This is a genomic window from Rugosimonospora africana, assembly GCF_016862975.1.
GTDB classification, from domain to species: domain Bacteria; phylum Actinomycetota; class Actinomycetes; order Mycobacteriales; family Micromonosporaceae; genus Rugosimonospora; species Rugosimonospora africana.
In genome coordinates, this window is the sequence record NZ_BONZ01000028.1 from 1 (window position 1) to 593 (window position 593).

Annotated in this window: 1 protein-coding gene; it reads right to left on the reverse strand. The window is 71.8% G+C overall.

Features of this window, described 5'->3' with window-relative positions; genetic code table 11:
- Positions 1-593 (reverse strand): DUF222 domain-containing protein (locus Raf01_RS14965; RefSeq protein ID WP_203918477.1); only part of this gene is annotated, 593 nt, incomplete at both ends.

Genomic DNA, 593 nt, shown 5'->3' on the forward strand with positions numbered 1-593 from the left:
CCCGGCCCACGTCGAGCACCTGGCCCGTGCCACCCAAGACGGCGGGGATGATGCCGGCGTCGCAGGCGAGTCTGCGGGCGGCAGCCGGGCTGAATACGGTGCCGTCGTCGAGGGTGGCCGCACCGGTTTGTTCGCGGAGGTCGTCGATGTCGACGGTCACCACGACCTGAGGCCGGTCGCCGCCGTTGTCGGGTAGATCGCGGCAGGCCAGGGCGAGTCGGCAGACGTCGACTAGGGCGTCGGCCCGTCGTTGTCCCGGGGTGCGCGGGTCTGGGCTACGCGGGTCGCAACCGTCGGGGTTGGGTCGGGGTGCCCACAGCGGGTCGATGGCCGCGCGGACGACGGCGGCTGATTCCCGGTCCAGCCAGCCGGACACCCGCACCCGGGCGTCGCCGTGTAGGTCGGTCAGGTTAAAGCGCCGGTCGGCGTAGGCGCGTTCCTCGCTGCGGGCCAACTGCTCCGCGGCGCGCTGCTCCGCCACCTCGGGCGCGATCTGGTCCAGCAGTCGTTCGGCGAGCCACCCCAGTTCTTTCGGCCCCAGTTGGGCGCATTGCTCGATGAGGAACTTCTCACCGTCGGCCTGATGCTGCGCC